The following is a 12,874-nucleotide window of genomic DNA, read 5'->3' on the forward strand; positions in this document are numbered from 1 at the left end:
TCGGAAACAGTCTTTCTCTGCGGTAAAAGATCGCCAAGAAGCGGTTAAAACTACTTTTGGAACAGGAGTTGATGTGGGGTGCGGTGTATAAAGTGTAAAAAAGAGGCCGAAGTAAGGCTTAGGTCACCCAAGGTCGGTTTCTGTTCCGAACACTTTTTAGAGTATTTCTTGAGACAGGTGGAGCGGGCGGTAAAAAAGTTTAAGATGTTATCCCCCGGTCAGAAGGTATTGGTTGCGGTTTCTGGAGGAAAGGACAGCATCGTTTTATGGGATGCCATCTTGTCGTTGGGCTATGAAGCTGAGGGTCTTCACATAGACCTGGGCCTGGGAGAATATTCTGAGGCTTCCAGAGATGCCTGTTTGCAGTTTGCTCGGAATAATGGAACCAAACTCTACGTCGTTTCTTTTCCGGCAAACACCCGAAAAAGTATTGCTGAGATAGCACGCAATGCCCGCTTGCCCAACTGTTCGGTTTGTGGGGTGATAAGGCGTCACCTGATGAACATTCTGGCCGAAGCGACCGGTCATCGGGTAGTGGCTACTGGGCACAACCTGGACGACGAGGCAGCGGCGCTTTTGGGCAATATCTTGAATTGGCAGACAGGTTACTTGGCTCGCCAGCATCCGCACCTTCCTGCCTATGGGCGTTATTTCCCCGCTCGGATAAAGCCTTTGGTACGCCTGAGCGAAAGAGAGATATTATCTTATTGTAGGTTGAGGGGATTGAATTATTATGAAGGCAGGTGTCCGTTTGCCAGGGGAGCTTCTTCCTTGGTCTATAAGCGGATCATCGAAGAACTGGAAGAGGAGATGCCCGGGACCAAACACCGTTTTCTTTTTGGTTTCTTGAAGGAAGAACGAAAAAGATTTGTCATAACCTCCCTCGAAATGAAGGAGTGTCGAATTTGCCACCACCCCACCACCTCCGAGGTTTGTGTTTTCTGCCGCCTTATGCAAAAGGCAGGGATCGAGCCCAATCTGCCGTACAACCCGGAAATATTCACTCCAGAGTCAGTCCTTGAATCCACAGGTGAACGCCGCGATTAAACCGGACCTAAATGAGTTACTGGGAGAAGCAGGAGGGGCACCCCCTGCTTTGGGCTTTGAGAGAAGTTTTTGACATACTCCCGCTAATGGCAAATCTTCAATGCTCATTTAAATCTCGATAGGCTATGAAGCCGTGAAGAGATGAAGCCTGTTTAACTGCTCTCACGATGGCCCTTTCAACGGCCCTGGCAGCTAACAGGCCTGCAACGTTGATGTCCGCTTCAACCTTTCCGGTGGCCAGCGCAAAGATAGTATCGCCGTCGACCATGGAATGAGCGGGTCTTATGACCCTACCCAATCCGTTGTGAGCCATTGATGCTACCTTGTTCATCTGCGCTTTATTGAAAGAGCCGTTGGTGGCCACCACTCCCACTGTTGTATTACCAGCGAAATAGTTTTTCTGCTTTGCGTACTCCAGCATCATCACCTTCTCGGTGTCGGCGAAGGTTCTTCTGTTATCACTCAAGGCGCCGGCCAATATTTCTCCTGTCGCCGGTTCTATGACATCTCCCATGCAGTTAACGGCGACTAAGGCTCCTACTTTCAGCTCCCCAACTTGAAAGCAGCAGACCCCGAGCCCTCCTTTCATCGCCCTTTCCATCCCTAGTATCTTTCCGACGGTAGCCCCTGTTCCGGCGCCGACGTTCCCCTCGGGACATTCTCTGTTGGTCGCATTCAGACAGGCTTGATACCCCATCTCTTTGTCCGGTCTGACGCTGGGATCGCCTATTGCCAGATCAAACAACACCGCTCCGCAGACGATAGGCACTTTCGTAACCTGCACGTCGAAACCGATACCTCTTTCCTCAAGATACTGCATGACGCCAGATGCGGCATCGAGGCCGAATGCGCTCCCGCCGCAGATGATGGCCGCATGAATTTTTTCTACCAAATTAACGGGATTTAGCAAATCTGTCTCCCTGGTTCCCGGTGCTCCTCCCCTTACGTCGACGCCGGCTGCTGCTCCCTCCTCGCATAAAACCGCAGTGCAACCGGTCGCGGCCTCCATGTTTTGTGCATGGCCGACCTTAATTCCTTCGATGTCAGTAAACGCGGTCTCCTTCATCAAAAGCATCCTCCTGGCCAGTGCAGGCTTTACAAAATATATCGGTTTTTAACCGAATTAGTTGATTATCCGAACAACTTCATCCAACGGACGGCGCGGTACAGCTCTTCTTTCCTGGTCCGGGTAGCCTATGGGTACGAGCGCAACGGGCCTAAAACCCGGTTCCAGCTCTAAGATTCTGGCCGTTTCCTCTTCATCGAATGCTCCAACCCAGCACGCTCCCAGGCCGTAACCGGTTGCCGCCAATAGGATGTTCTCAATTGCCGCAGCGGTGTCCTGGATGCAGTAAAGTTCCCTGCCGCGTCGGCCGTACTCAAAGGCCGAGCGCTCTGGCTCTGCACATACGACAATGCAGATCGGTGCTCCTGCAATAAAGGGTTGTCCGGCGGCTTTAGCCAGTTTTCGGCGCAAGTCTTCGTTCAGGACGACCACAAAAAGCCAGGGCTGTAGATTGCCGGCGCTGGGCGCCAGCTGCGCTGCCTCGAGCAGGCGCCCAACCGTTGCCTGAGGCACCGGATCGGTTTTAAACTTGCGTATGCTACTTCTCTCTTTGATGGCATCCATAACGTCTTTAGTCACTCCATCATTCCCCCAATATAAGAATCTATTTCTAATATTGTTATTCTAAGACAATATCTACATTTTCATTCTATCTAATCGCTAACCTGTTGGCAATCTCAGAGCTTTTTGGGGGATCGGGGTTGTTCTTACACGCAACTGGATATCCTAAAGGCAGGAGGGATTAACGTGGATAAGAAACCCGTCAAAACAAGAGCAACAGACAGCAATCCGGGAAGGTATGGCCTTGACGCAGGGGCTGCTTTCCGCATCCGTTTCCGAAAACCTGATGAACTGCAGGATTACCTCGAGAATGCGGAAGAAGAGGAGCTTATTTTTTCTGCCATCCCTTTTTCGGGGGAACCGGAGACCTTCCGTTACAACAGTCGAGAAAGGGCGATTGTAAGAACCGAGGATGGTGCATTATTCGACAGTGTCGCTGACTTTATCTGTTATGCCTTTCAGTGTGATAGCGAGGGGTATCCCCGCACTGAATATGTAGAGGTTGTATTTGGTTAGGCAAGAACGTACTCCGCGTACTGAATTCTACGGCTTTTATTGCGCTAAGTAGCGCGTATGCTTTAGTATTTTTGAGCAAATTTTAAAAAGAAGGGAGGGCGATAAAGTGCCTTTGCTTGAAATAAGCGTGGTGCCTGTTGGAACCGGGCAACCGAGCTTTAGTTCCTCAGTGACCGATGCCGTGCGAACCATCGAAAGAAGAGGTTTAAACTATCAGATTACTCCTACGGCAACCGTTATTGAAGGAGATCTCGAAGAGTTAATGGAAGTGGCGAAAGAAATTCATCAAAACGCTCTAGGCAGGGCGGCCAGTCGGGTGATCACGAATATTACCATTGATGACAGAATCGATAAAGATATCAGCCTGCAGCAGCAGGTCGAAACTGTGAAGCAATCTTTGAATGACGGTGCAGTACCTGAGTTGAGAATGCCTATGAGTTAAAATTAAACTCGATGGGCATTCTTTTTTCCCACATGTAGCCAGTCCAGGGCTTCCCTTTTTAAATAGTGAATCGCGGCCAACTGCAAACCTCCTACTGGCGCAGCGCTTGCGTTGCTGATCAACTTTAAGAGTCATGCGCAAAGTATGCTATATTTTCTTTGTGACCTTTTTCGTGAACCGCCGAGAGAACATATGCAACTGTAGATGCACGCCGAGCCTCTACCCTGTTGAGTAATGGTGGGGGCTTGAGTGATCCGAGGATGGTTCATCCTTCACTCCGATTTATATCTGTTAAAGATTGTAAGGGAGGGGAGTGCGAGCAATGTCGGAGAAAGTTTTTGTGTATGGCACGCTGATGAGCGGTCGTTGCAATCATTTTTACATGGAGAAGAAAGAAGTGAAATTTTTAGGCAAAGGCCGCGCAAACGGATTTGCTCTTTACAATGTGACCCCTTATTATCCGGGCGCTGTCAAGGAAGAGGGGGAAAGTGTGTTGGGAGAGGTCTACGAAATTCCTAAGGACCACATGGACTGCCTTGACCGTCTTGAGGAGAACGGGTTTTTATACCGGCGAGAAAAAGCGGAGGTTGAGCTGGAGTCAGGGGAAAGGGTTGAGGCCTGGATTTACCTCTGGCTGAGAGATTGCTGCTCAGAAACCAAGGTCCCGCCGGATCGACAGCCCTGGGGTGAATGTGAGGACTTTGAAGACGATTTTGAAGTTATCAAGAACAACAAACGCAAGAGAGATTGCTAGCTGGGTATATTCTTAAAATAATGATTATAACGACGAGACTTACAATTGGAATCGAGCTAAAAAAATAACACCCCGAAAAGGGGTAATATTTTGTGGGCCATTTGTCGCCCCGCTTTTGGAAACCATGCAAAGTATGGCTCAATCAAACTAAATGACGGGACTTAATAACCCCGTCAATCCTTGAATTTTTTGGTTTCTCTGGCAGGGGTGGCAGGATTCGAACCCGCAACCAACGGATTTGGAGTCCGCTACTCTACCAATTGAGCTACACCCCTGTATAATCTGCAGTTTTATTATAGCCGAAAATGGGCTTTGTGTAAAGAAGGTGTAATAGTTCGTCCGCGTCAAGATCTAGTAGGCAACTTTATCTTAAGAGACCTCGGATCCACTCAAGGAATAAGCAGAGAGTACTACGCGGTATTAACTCAGCGTTACTTAGCAAGTAACCCCTAGCAAACGAGGGCAGCAAACTCTGGTCGGGTCAGTTCTCTGAGAACATGTTTTATCCAAGGACGACCGGCAAAAGGCCCTCTTAATGCCGGTACGCTTGCCTGCAACCATTCCCCTATATCCCCGGCTATTTTTCCTTCTGAAGAACTTTCTGTTTTTAGCTTTATTGTTTCTAGCTGCACTGCCTCCTTCAGTTTTTTGTGTTCTACCGACCAGCGCACTGTGTACTTGCTGAGCTCTCCATTCGCTCTGGCAGCCAGCAGACGGGCCATCCGGTCCCCCCCTTCTATAGTCCATTGAGCTCCTAGACGCTTCATCCGCCGTGCTATGTTGTGCTGTTCTGCCCTTCAATGGCTCCTAGACGTTTTGCTTCCTCTGAGTTGACAATCCCTTCCCAGTTTTTCCTAAGATAATCTAACAGTTTGATGAGCCTCTTTTTGCGGTTGCCTTTTGTCTTTTTGCTCGCTTCCGTTATTGCTGCCTGGATTTTGACCCAGTTTCCTTCAGTTATGGCTGCGCAGGTCTCTTTATATGCTTCTTCATCGTGGTGAAGGGCTTCGATTAGATGCCTGTTTATATGGTAGCGGTCTAAGCAGTAGATGGCACGGGGAAAGTATTCCAGTCCCTCTTTGACCTGCTGCGCTCCATCACCACCAATGTAGATGGTTCCTACTTTTTCTAAATCAATTTTTTCTCCGTTCCGAGCATAGCTCTCTTCCCATGCCTTCCGCCATTCCTCCATGGTGCTTGTTACTTGTTTGTCTTGTAAGATATTCCGCCCCCGGCTGATTTGTCTTTTCCCCCTGTAGCTTACTATGTGTTTCACTTCACCCCGTTTCTCTTTCTCCCGTTGAAGGTTGACTACTATCCCGTCTCCTTCGAAGTGCAGTTCTTCTACTACTTCTTTCCCTTCAGGTATCTCTCCGTCCTCAAATATCGCACTCCTCTTTTCTTCTCCTTCCTGCCGCGCCGCTTCCCCCGCTTCTTGCGTCACCCGCCAGATGGTCATGGCGCTTAGGTCGGGTACTAAGTAATTCAAAACCTCCGCCGCCCGCCTAAAGGGTAGTTCTACGCTCAGCTTCACCGCCAGTTCCCTTAAGTAAGGAGTGACTTTCGCCCGTCCGGCCACCCAACCGCTTCGTCCAGTAAGTATTTGGCCTCCCCTGTCTCTCTGTTCCTGTACAGCCGCCTCTTTATGTTGAATTCCCCAGAGGCGCTGATTATCGTCTTCTTCCGAAAGCCAATTACCTCCCATTTCTTCCGGTCTCGCTCTTTCATCAGTCGTGTTCTATTTCTTCTAATGCCCAGGTGACTAGACGGTTGCATACAGCCCGACTAAGTTCTTGAACCCTTTTCTCAAGTTCGTAAAAGTCCCTACATCCCTCTATTATTTCGACTAATCCTTTTACAAATAGAAGGACTGCTCCTACTATGTGTCGAATATCCAACATGAGACCTCATACTCCTTTTTTGTGTTGTTGATTTTTCCCCGAGGTCTCATTCTTTTTTTATTTGCCTTCCCCTTCTTTTGCCTACTGAAATTTTACGCGGCCTAATAGTTCAATACATGTGAAACACTAAGAGGATGCATACTGTTGCAAGAATTGGGCGGGGCTCATATAGTTTCGCTGAGGATATTCTTCCCTTAATTCCCGAATCCTCTCAACCAATCTCACTGACCATGTCGGCTTCCTAACGTTCTTAGGCCTCCTACTCCTATTCTCAAGACTCCCGAGGTTGTTTGGGTTAAATCTCTTCTTCCACCTGTAGTATGTCGACCTGGATATCCCAAATCGCCTGCACGTCACAGTTACAGGATGTTCCCGCCCAAATTCCAAAAACTTAAGCCTAACTTTCGCTTCTCTCGATATCTCTTTAACCTTCGAGAGCCTTCTCACTGATGAAGAGCCAATTGCGATGACCGGAAGTAAAGATGAATAGGACGTTTGAGGGCAATGGCGAAAAAAATTTACCCCGGTGCGATCCAGGTTTTATGCTGGTTGTGGGTATGAGCAAACGGTCTTTTGGCAAAATTGACCCCACAGAAGAAAAACGAAGGAATGGAGAGAAATAACGGGAAATAAAAAGAGCCTCTCTTTATAGCGAATTCTTCTTAATAGCCAAAAAAGAACCAAAGGAGGTTTCCCTTATGGCAATTATACCACAACAACGCCTCTTTGGGTGGCGAGAAATAGATGAACTGGGCGATCTGGAGCGCCTGGCATTGGTACTCCGTCATCTGCCTGATGAAGAGCTGATGTGCAAACTGGAGCGGGAACGGGCAAAAGGCCGAAATGATTACCCGATCCGTGCTGTCTGGAACTCGGTAGTGGCGGGGGTAGTCTTCCAACACCCATCCATTGAGAGCCTGCGGCGGGAACTGGCCCGCAACGCCCAACTGCGGGACATTTGTGGCTTCGACCCGTGTTTGGGAGAGCGGGCAGTTCCACCGGCTTACGTATACAGCCGCTTTCTGGGGAAACTTATGTGGTACTCCGGCGAAATAGAAAGAATGTTTGACCGGCTGGTGGAAAAAGTGAGCACACTGCTGCCGGATTTCGGGCGGGTTTTGGCAATGGACAGCAAACCCATAAATAGTCTGGCCCGGGGCAGAAAAAAGGACGAAGAAGAAAAGCCCCGAAAGCCCGATGGGCGCCGCGACACCGATGCCGACTTTGGCAAGAAAACGTACCGGGGGCGAAGAAAAGACGGAACACTGTGGGAGAAAGTAGTTTCATGGTTTGGCTATAAGCTTCATCTTATAGTTGATGCTGTCTATGAATTACCCGTAAGCTTTTCAGTAACGAAAGCATCTGCCAGCGATATCCAAGAGGGGCATCAACTGATTGCGCGACTAGAAGAACAACAGCCGGAGATTATAGAACGTTGTGAAGTGCTAACAGCGGATAAAGGGTACGACGACACGAAACTAATCGTGAACCTGTGGGACGAACACCAGATCAAGCCGGTGATTGACATCCGCGACATGTGGCGGGACGGTGAAGACACACGGCTTTTAACAGGGAAAGACAATATCGTTTACGACTGCAGGGGAACGGTCTATTGCTACTGTCCCGAAACCAACAAGCGCCGGGAGATGGCCTTTGGGGGTTTTGAAAAGGGCAGGGAAACTCTGAAGTATCGCTGTCCGGCCCGGCACTACGGGGTGGAATGTCAGGGGATGGAGCGATGCCCCGCAGCTTGCGGTGTACGCGTTCCTCTTGCTGAAGACCGGCGGATCTTCACCCCCTTGGCGCGGTCCAGCTACAAGTGGAAGAGAACCTACAAGAAGCGTACAGCCGTGGAAAGAGTGAACGCCCGCCTGGACGAGGCCTTTGGATTTGAAAAACACTTCATCCGGGGCCTGCAAAAAATGAAGCTGTGCTGTGCGTTAGCGCTAACCATAATGCTGGCCATGGCGGTGGGCCGGATACAGGAAAAACAAGGAATGAATATGAGGAGCCTGGTGAAGGCGGCCTGACGCCGGCACTCTAGAAAAACAAAAAAACAAATGGATGATGCACCAAGGGGTAAGTATGCCCTTTTCGTGGAAATAATGTTTAATATCGGTTTGAAAGTGCTGCATTTTTGCTCAAAAAACCGCAGTGGTTGGTGTTTGCTGTTTACACCGAAGTTAAAAAATGTTTACAGCGCAAATAGCTTATGAAGGATAAATATTGACAACCCTCATGGAAGCCCCTGTCCCATGAACCTGTAGACTTTTTTCACTGGATGCGCTAAGCTTCATATTGGGTGTGGGGATCCTCCTTTCTATCCTTGTGTCTCTTTCTCAAAACCAAGGATAATGATCCCCGCACCCTTTTGTCTACTCCCTCCCCCTCTATCCCCTTACCTGTTCCACATGTGTCTGAGCTTTGTCAGAAGGTTGAAAAACGATTTGAGTTATTTTATTAATTAAGAGAGAATATCTAGAAGAGGAGAGTCAAAATAACTGTACAGAGGTGAAAGGTGTGGCCGGCAAAAAACCGCGTAAAGTCGTGGTGTTGATGGGCGGGCGTTCTCCTGAACGGGAGATATCGCTTAAGACTGGGAGACGGATATCCTCTGCCCTGGCGGAGGTAGGTTATAAAGTCCTAGATGTTGATCCTAAAGGGGATTTCATTAAGAGTCTCAACGATTTCCGCCCCGATGTGGTTTTTATTGCCCTTCATGGAAGGTATGGTGAGGACGGGACGATTCAGGGGTTGCTGGAAGTTCTTGGATACCCTTATACTGGGTCGGGGGTTCTGGCCAGCGCCCTGTGTATGGATAAAGTAATGGCGAAAAAAGTTCTTCTCTATGAAGGGATTTCCACCCCTCCTTTTCGAATTATTACGGCAGGGGAGTGTCAGGAGCGACAGCGAACGGAGACGGCCGACAGGCTGATAGAAGAACTCGGGCTGCCGTTGGTGGTGAAGCCTTCGAGGCAGGGCTCGACCATCGGCGTTTCGGTAGCCAGAAAAGCAGAGGAGCTGGAAAAGGCCATTACCGATGCTTTTCGTTATGATCAAACGGTTTTTGCGGAAAAGTTCATTGACGGCGTCGAAGTGACAGCATCCATTATCGGCACAAAGAATCCGCGAGTTCTTCCTCTTCTTGAGATAGTGCCGGCGACAGGGTTCTACGATTATACGGCCAAGTACAGTCCGGGAATGAGCCAGCATATTATTCCTGCCCGCATCCCTCAGGATGTTGCCGAGAGAGTAGAGGAACTGGCCCTGCGATCTTACCGGGCTCTGGGGTGCCGGCAGTTTGCCCGGGTGGATTTTATGATCGACCGTGAAGACACACCCTTTGTGCTGGAGGTGAATACCATCCCCGGGATGACCGAAACCAGTCTGTTGCCGGACTCGGCAAAAGCGGCGGGAATCACCTTTGCAGAGCTTGTTTCCCTCTTTGTTGAGGAGGCCTGGGCTCTGGCACATGATGAATGTTCTTGAGCTGAGCGTCCAAGATTTTATGTTTTAGCGCAATATATTATTGTTTAAAGAGGTGTAGCTATTGCAGGACAGCAGGACATTTAGTTCGAAGCTCAACAGAATTAACAACCGAGGTTATAAGGCCTATCAGGAACTTCAGGGAGAGTACGACTTTGGACGTTATCGTTTGTTCGTGGACCATGTTCAAGGTGACCCCTTTGCCGCCCCTTCGCGTGTTAGTGTCCGGGTTTATCAGGATCGGGCCAAATTTCCCGCCTCCCTTTTTCAAAAAAAGCCGAGGCGTATTGCTCTCTGCGACTATCTGGCCAGATGCTTCTCCCAAGCGGTGAAAAAATATTGCGGGGGGATTAGGGGTACCGGAAAGAGCGGTCTGATTTTTATCGATTCCGGGAAGCAGGAAATTTTAGAGCGCAGTGCGGTGGTGATTAACGAGAGCTTTGTAGAGGCGCGTTTCTTCTGCGGACTCCCGGCCAGGGGACGCACAGTTCTGAGCAATGTGGCTGAAAAGATGTTCTTTCAGGAAATACCCGAAATCGTTGAGGCCAGCCTTTACTACGAAAAACTCAACCACGGGGAGCTTCTTGAGTATGTCAATCTGGCCGAGGACCAGGAGTACATCAGGGAATCCCTATCCGAACAGGGTTTGGTGGCCTTTATAGCCAATGGTTCCGTTCTACCGCGCCGCAGCGGCATCAGCGATCTTCCTTTAACCGGTCCAAAAGTAATATCCTTTCAGAGCCCTGCATCTCTTGAGGTGTCTTTTAATACCCCCAATCACGGTGAGATCAGAGGGATGGGGATCCCCCAGGGCGTTACCTTGATTGTTGGAGGGGGCTTTCATGGCAAGTCTACATTACTCCATGCCTTGGAGCGGGGGGTATACAACCATATACCCGGCGATGGCCGGGAATGGGTCATTACCGTCCGAGATGCCGTCAAAATCCGGGCGGAGGAGGGGAGAAGAGTGGAAAAGGTGGATATCACCCCTTTTATCAACAATCTCCCCTTTGGTCAGGATACGCAACAGTTTTCCACAGATAACGCCAGTGGAAGCACCTCTCAGGCGGCGAATATAATCGAAGCTCTGGAAATGGGTTGCAAGTTATTATTGATAGATGAAGATACAAGCGCTACCAACTTCATGATTAGGGACGGGCGAATGCAGGCTCTGGTGACCAAAGATAGGGAGCCTATCACGCCCTTCCTGGATCAGGTGCGCCCCTTATATGAGGAGCTGGGTGTTTCTTCTGTGCTGGTAATTGGAGGCTCTGGGGACTATCTGGATGTGGCCGACCACGTTATCATGATGAACGAGTACAGTCCGGTAGATGTCACCAAAGAAGCCGAGGCCATCTGCAGTCAGTACCCGGCGCGCAGGGTTCCGGAGCGAGGAGAAGGTTTTGGAAAGCTGAAGCCGCGCATTCCCCTTCCTGGCAGTTTTGATCCGCAGCGGGGGAGAAAAACAAAGGTGGGGGCAAAAGGGCTGGATGTTGTCCAGTTCGGCCACTATCAAATCGAGCTTGATGATGTCGAACAGCTGGTAGATCCCAGCCAGACGCGGGCAATTGCGGATATCATCTATTATGCTTGGAAAAAGTACTTTAACGGCCGCCGTTCTTTGAGTGATGCCATCAGGCAGATAGAAGAAGATCTAGATAAATATGGTTTAGATGTGATCTCGCCGTTCAGAGAGGGCAGGGCAGGGGATTATGCTCTGCCGCGGCGTTATGAAATTGCTGCAGCGATTAACAGATTGCGGAGCCTGGAGGTCCGCTGAAAAGGAGAGCATTTACTATGCAGTGCGTTAGAAAAATTGTCTGCCTGGGGGACAGCCTTACCTACGGCTATCCGTACGGGTTGGAGGCATCATGGGTGAATTATGTTTCCCGGAATTCTTCCTTTGAACTCGTCAATGCCGGTGTCAACGGTAATACCTTCGAAGACATGGTAGGGAGGTACGAAGGGGACGTCAGGCGTCACCGCCCTGATGCTGTGGTCATCCTGGGCGGCACCAATGATGCCCACTGCAGCGAAATATCCTGTGATCAGGCCATTTATTGTCTTGGTAAAATAATTGTCAGCGCCCTGAAAGACGGCATTCGACCGGTAGTTGCCACACCAATCCCGGTTGCCGATGATGATGCCGTTAACGCTAAGTTGCAGCGCATTGTTTCTGATGCGCGCCGGCTGTCCGAAGAACTGCGATTGAGCCTGCTGGATTTTGCAGCGCCTTTTTACAACGAGCAGGGAGCCATTCGAGAAGAACTGTATATTGATGGAGTTCACCCCAACAGGGACGGCTACGAGGTAATGGGAAAAACGGCTTTGAATTTTTTTCTGCATTATTTCCAGAGATGATTCGGTTGTGCATTCTTTAGTGCCGTGAGAATACGTTCGCGCACACCCGGGAATTTCTTTTCCAGAAAAGAAATAACCTTCTTCATTTCATCACGCTCTGTGTGATGGTTGGCAGGGCAGGGGTTTTCTACGACCGGCAACTTAAAAAACAGGGCGAAGTTGGTCACTGTTTTTTCATGCACGTATATTAAAGGCCGGATCAGCATCAGATTTCTGCGTGACAGGTAGCTGACTGGCTGGAAGGTTTTTATCCGACGCTCGTAAAAAAGACAGAGAAAAAAGGTTTCGATAGCATCGTCCAGGTTATGGGCCAGGGCTACCTTGTTGCATCCCATTTGTTGTGCCGCCATGTGCAGGGCTCCATTGCGCATCTTACTGCAAAGAGAGCAGGGGTTTGGTTCTTTGCGGTAATCGAAAACAATAGGACCGATCTGTGTGTGTACTTGTGACCAGTTGACATTGATCTCCCGGCAAAAATCCCTGATCGGATCGAGGGAAACATCGTAGCCGAGGTCTACGGTAATGGCGTACAGATCGAACTTGACCGGGGAAAACTTTCGAATTTCGCTTAAGGCGTAGAGCAGCGTGAGGCTGTCCTTGCCGCCGGAAATGCCGGCGGCTATTCTATCTCCTTCTTGAATCATATGGTAATCGCTAATGGCCCGTCCAACAGGCTTCCAAAGAGAGTCGTGAAACCGCTTCTTTGCCAATAGTTATCCCTCCATCTGCCGCGTCACTCA

General features: G+C 49.6%; 12 protein-coding genes, 1 tRNA gene and 1 pseudogene. 8 read left to right on the forward strand and 6 right to left on the reverse strand.

The window, feature by feature from the left end:
* Positions 1–78 precede the first annotated feature (78 nt).
* Positions 79–1,047, forward strand: coding sequence for an ATP-binding protein (locus TPH_RS06545; protein ID WP_015050406.1), 969 nt, complete (start codon positions 79–81; stop codon positions 1,045–1,047).
* 97 nt (positions 1,048–1,144) lie between these two features.
* On the opposite strand, the gene TPH_RS06550 is transcribed toward TPH_RS06545, so the two are convergent.
* The gene (locus TPH_RS06550; RefSeq protein ID WP_015050407.1) at positions 1,145–2,113 is read right to left on the reverse strand and encodes a P1 family peptidase; all 969 of its coding nucleotides are present in this window, start codon (positions 2,111–2,113) and stop codon (positions 1,145–1,147) included.
* 57 nt (positions 2,114–2,170) lie between these two features.
* Positions 2,171–2,692: a nitroreductase family protein gene (locus TPH_RS06555; RefSeq protein ID WP_015050408.1), complete on the reverse strand. Its 522-nt coding sequence runs from the start codon at positions 2,690–2,692 to the stop codon at positions 2,171–2,173.
* 168 nt (positions 2,693–2,860) lie between these two features.
* Between TPH_RS06555 and TPH_RS06560 the strand changes: the two genes are divergently transcribed.
* From TPH_RS06560 to TPH_RS06570, 3 genes are all read left to right on the forward strand, one after another.
* On the forward strand, positions 2,861–3,190 hold the full coding sequence (locus TPH_RS06560) for a hypothetical protein (protein WP_015050409.1): 330 nt from the start codon (positions 2,861–2,863) through the stop codon (positions 3,188–3,190).
* Between the two features lie 106 nt (positions 3,191–3,296).
* Positions 3,297–3,632, forward strand: coding sequence for an MTH1187 family thiamine-binding protein (locus TPH_RS06565; RefSeq protein WP_015050410.1), 336 nt, complete (start codon positions 3,297–3,299; stop codon positions 3,630–3,632).
* Between the two features lie 322 nt (positions 3,633–3,954).
* Complete coding sequence (locus TPH_RS06570) at positions 3,955–4,386, forward strand: gamma-glutamylcyclotransferase family protein (RefSeq protein WP_015050411.1); 432 nt, start codon at positions 3,955–3,957, stop codon at positions 4,384–4,386.
* A gap of 199 nt (positions 4,387–4,585) precedes the next feature.
* Here the strand turns inward: TPH_RS06570 and TPH_RS06575 are convergent.
* The 3 genes and pseudogenes from TPH_RS06575 to TPH_RS16495 form a co-directional block, all read right to left on the reverse strand.
* Positions 4,586–4,661: transfer RNA gene (locus tag TPH_RS06575), tRNA-Trp, on the reverse strand.
* Between the two features lie 174 nt (positions 4,662–4,835).
* Positions 4,836–6,287: pseudogene (locus TPH_RS14735) on the reverse strand (ISLre2 family transposase).
* A 126-nt stretch (positions 6,288–6,413) separates the two neighbouring features.
* The gene (locus tag TPH_RS16495; RefSeq protein ID WP_158502666.1) at positions 6,414–6,734 is read right to left on the reverse strand and encodes a helix-turn-helix domain-containing protein; all 321 of its coding nucleotides are present in this window, start codon (positions 6,732–6,734) and stop codon (positions 6,414–6,416) included.
* 251 nt (positions 6,735–6,985) lie between these two features.
* On the opposite strand from TPH_RS16495, the gene TPH_RS06595 reads away from it, so the two are divergent.
* The 4 genes from TPH_RS06595 (at position 6,986) to TPH_RS06610 (ending at position 12,134) form a co-directional block, all read left to right on the forward strand.
* Positions 6,986–8,317: a transposase gene (locus tag TPH_RS06595; protein WP_015050412.1), complete on the forward strand. Its 1,332-nt coding sequence runs from the start codon at positions 6,986–6,988 to the stop codon at positions 8,315–8,317.
* A 490-nt stretch (positions 8,318–8,807) separates the two neighbouring features.
* On the forward strand, positions 8,808–9,776 hold the full coding sequence (locus TPH_RS06600; RefSeq protein WP_015050413.1) for a D-alanine--D-alanine ligase: 969 nt from the start codon (positions 8,808–8,810) through the stop codon (positions 9,774–9,776).
* 61 nt (positions 9,777–9,837) lie between these two features.
* Positions 9,838–11,553 carry an ABC-ATPase domain-containing protein gene (locus TPH_RS06605; RefSeq protein WP_015050414.1) on the forward strand — a complete coding sequence of 572 codons (1,716 nt, stop codon included), beginning with the start codon at positions 9,838–9,840 and terminating at the stop codon, positions 11,551–11,553.
* Between the two features lie 17 nt (positions 11,554–11,570).
* Positions 11,571–12,134, forward strand: coding sequence for a GDSL-type esterase/lipase family protein (locus TPH_RS06610; RefSeq protein ID WP_015050415.1), 564 nt, complete (start codon positions 11,571–11,573; stop codon positions 12,132–12,134).
* On the opposite strand, the gene TPH_RS06615 is transcribed toward TPH_RS06610, so the two are convergent.
* Positions 12,119–12,844 carry a tRNA lysidine(34) synthetase gene (locus TPH_RS06615; RefSeq protein ID WP_015050416.1) on the reverse strand — a complete coding sequence of 242 codons (726 nt, stop codon included), beginning with the start codon at positions 12,842–12,844 and terminating at the stop codon, positions 12,119–12,121. The genes TPH_RS06610 and TPH_RS06615 overlap by 16 nt on opposite strands.
* Positions 12,845–12,874 lie beyond the last annotated feature (30 nt).

Origin of the sequence: Thermacetogenium phaeum DSM 12270 (assembly GCF_000305935.1) — a bacterium.
Classification (GTDB): domain Bacteria; phylum Bacillota; class DSM-12270; order Thermacetogeniales; family Thermacetogeniaceae; genus Thermacetogenium; species Thermacetogenium phaeum.

Bases quoted from the DNA above. Each gene is read 5' to 3' on its own strand.
- TPH_RS06550 (WP_015050407.1), bottom strand. From the start codon at position 2,113: ATGAAGGAGACCGCGTTTACTGACATCGAAGGAATTAAGGTCGGCCAT.
- TPH_RS06570 (WP_015050411.1), top strand. From the start codon at position 3,955: ATGTCGGAGAAAGTTTTTGTGTATGGCACGCTGATGAGCGGTCGTTGC.
- TPH_RS06595 (WP_015050412.1), top strand. From the start codon at position 6,986: ATGGCAATTATACCACAACAACGCCTCTTTGGGTGGCGAGAAATAGAT.
- TPH_RS06610 (WP_015050415.1), top strand. From the start codon at position 11,571: ATGCAGTGCGTTAGAAAAATTGTCTGCCTGGGGGACAGCCTTACCTAC.